At 53.0% G+C, this 2,672-nt stretch carries 1 protein-coding gene and 2 pseudogenes; all 3 read right to left on the bottom strand.

Translation table 11 applies throughout. From position 1 onward, the window contains the following. A pseudogene (locus DW49_RS0107090) lies at positions 1–428 on the bottom strand (SEL1-like repeat protein); the annotation flags it as partial. A gap of 168 nt (positions 429–596) precedes the next feature. Next, positions 597–1,652, bottom strand: coding sequence for an SEL1-like repeat protein (locus DW49_RS0107095; protein WP_024421157.1), 1,056 nt, complete (start codon positions 1,650–1,652; stop codon positions 597–599). Further along, positions 1,652–2,672, bottom strand: a pseudogene (locus DW49_RS01000000128110) (phospholipase D-like domain-containing protein); the annotation flags it as partial. The gene DW49_RS0107095 and the pseudogene DW49_RS01000000128110, both read right to left, overlap by 1 nt.

A 2,672-nucleotide genomic window follows, 5' to 3' on the forward strand; every position in this document is an offset into this window, starting at 1 on the left:
ACGCCATAACCAGATTCAAGGTAGTGTGCCATGTCGTAGTAAGCACTTGGAACACCGAGTGTCATAAATTTTTCTACCAGTGCTAAGGCTTCTTTTTGTCCGTTGGGCGAGTGTGCAAGGCCTTGTGTGATCAATGTCTGTAAATTGGTTGCAGCCTTGTAGTGTCCGTGAGCGGCTGCAACTCGGTAGTAGCGTGCTGCATCACTGATGTCACTCGGGCGTTCTCTTTGTTGAAGAAATAAGCCGTATTGGTAGAGCGTATTTGCGTCTTGATTTACCGGCGGCAGCACGTCAGCTTCACGATGACATTTAAACCTGAGGTTATTCTGTAAAGCACGCTCCCCGGAGCTCGCAGGAGGCAAGTCGTTTTTTTCGGCCATTGCTATCGCAGGAAGAACGGCCAGCAATAAATAGATCAGGGTGTGCATCGCGTTGTCCATGTAGGTGTGGGTGGGTTGTGCGTCCGCTGCCTAACATTATTATTCAGATAGAGCAAACGCATAGCTGGCGTCCGGAACGGAGTGGGGTATGAGTGCGGATTTGCATGTGCCGATACTGTAGGCACATGCAAACCCGTTGGGCACATGGGTATGTGATCAGTCTTCCTTGCTGTAAACCGGAGAGCCCGGCAACGGCTTACCTGTTTTGGGATCGAGCACCATCGTCTTGGCCAGTTGCTCGATCAACGCCTCGGAAGGCTTGGGCGGCGGTATATTGGCTTGACGCTCTTCAACCCATTTCAGCTTGCCATCCCAGGCAGGAAGCTTGGCTGGTGGCAGGGGGACGATTTCGTTGATTTCGGGAACGCTTGGATTGGCGTAGGACCAATCTGCCAGAAGGCTCCAGATTTTCTTATAACGTTCGGCGCGCTCCAAGTCTTCCTGTTGGCCTAGATAATACAGGCGATCATCGGGTTGGGGTCCGCGAAAGCCCTTGCTCAAAAAAGACGCGGAAGTTTCATCACCTGCCGCTGCGCCAAGCTGAAAGGCTTCCAACGCGGCTCGATATTGCTTGGCTGTTGATAAGTGGACACCTAATGCTCCAGCTGCCTTGCCGTTACCCTGCTCGGCAGCACAACGACGCATTTGTCTTGCAATGTCCGGAGCAATATCAATAGGCGCGAGCTTTTCAGCTACGTAGGCTTGCGCTTGCGCACTTCCCTCATCCGCCGCCTTGCGAAAGTAACGCAGTGACATATTTTCATCTTGTTGCAGACCAGCCGCGCCTTTTTGAAGGTAGATAGCGATCATGTAGTATCCCGAAGCCACGTGTGCATCTATTAACTGCTGGCTAAGGCGCAGTCTTTCCCCACCCGAGAGCTTGAACTGGCCGCGCATAGCGCCGTTCTGCAAGTTGACGTTAGCTTTGTAGTGATTGTTTTCTGCTGCGATGCGGTACAGTCTTCCGATCTCGACATCGACCGTTTCATCCTGCTGAATCTGGTTGTTTTTCTGTAACCAACGGGCGTACTGGAACAGCACATCCGTTTCTGTCAAGGGTGTCGGGATTTTCTCGTGTACGCAGGTAAATGCCAGCTTGGCGTTGACTTCGCTGAGTTGATTCAAGGGAGTGTCCTTTGTCCGTAAAGTAATGGCGTTGCCGGAGCTGCAGGCAACTAACAGCAGGCTTGAGAGCAAAAGAGTCAGGCGCATTAGTCAAAGTCCGTCATAGAGGTTTCAGCGTAAAGAAATTCAACTAGAGGGGCATCAGGCTTAAGCTTGTTGTCTCGAGATTCTTTATTCCGTTTGATGATTTCCTGCCAAGCTGCAAAAGCTTCTTTAGGATCGTCCTGCATCCCTCGTCCCTTCGTATGCAGATCCCACAATCGCCGCCGCAATGGCTGACTAAACTCTGGATGCTCGTGACAAATGTTCAGTTCGCTATCCACCATCATGCTGCGGGTATTGATGTTGGCCGAGCCGTGTGTGGTGTAAACATCATCGACGATCATCAGCTTGGAGTGGATGTAAACCGGCATCCAGGGCTCACCAGCAGGCGAGTCGAAGGCGACCAATGAACAGACATGAATCTTCAAGCCTGTTACTGGCTCCAGTTCCAGCTTGGTGTCTTCAATCTCCTTGGTTTTCCTGTCTATCTCCGCTTGCCACTCGTCCAGCTTTCTCTGCCCGGCACGGTCATTTGGCCCGTCTGGCCGGGGTCTGACCGGGGCTTCACTTTTCATCTCCTTGATCATTCGCAGCTTGGTGATGGCCGGAATGGTCTCGGCCCGGCCCAGGCTGGCGAGCATTTCCTGGGTCTTGGCCGTGCCCATGCCGACCCCGTCCTTGGTGTCATTGGTGATGACAAAAAGATAAAGGGGTTCCTTGCGGCCTGCCTTGAAGTATTTCCCCGCCAGGTTCTTGATGTGGTCAGCCAGCGGCGGCCAGCGGAAGTACTGGTTCTCTATGTAGATGAACTGGGTGACGTTATTGGCAGCCACCATGTAACCGCTCTGGATATCCCGAACGGGTGCTTCATAGTCGCCCACGTCATCCTTGTGCTTGGGTTGGTTTTGGGCTGACCCACCTGAGCCTGGGTGCGCAACAGTTGCATCATCAATCGCGTGCCGCTCTGGAACTGAAGACGCTTGGAGGACGGATCGCAATCACGGCAGGCGAGCAGGTCTTCGCCGGTTTCTTTGAGCCAGGCGATGGCGAAGTTCTGATGCACAT

Origin of the sequence: Pseudomonas avellanae BPIC 631 (assembly GCF_000444135.1) — a bacterium.
In the GTDB taxonomy this organism is placed as follows: Bacteria; Pseudomonadota; Gammaproteobacteria; order Pseudomonadales; family Pseudomonadaceae; genus Aquipseudomonas; species Aquipseudomonas avellanae.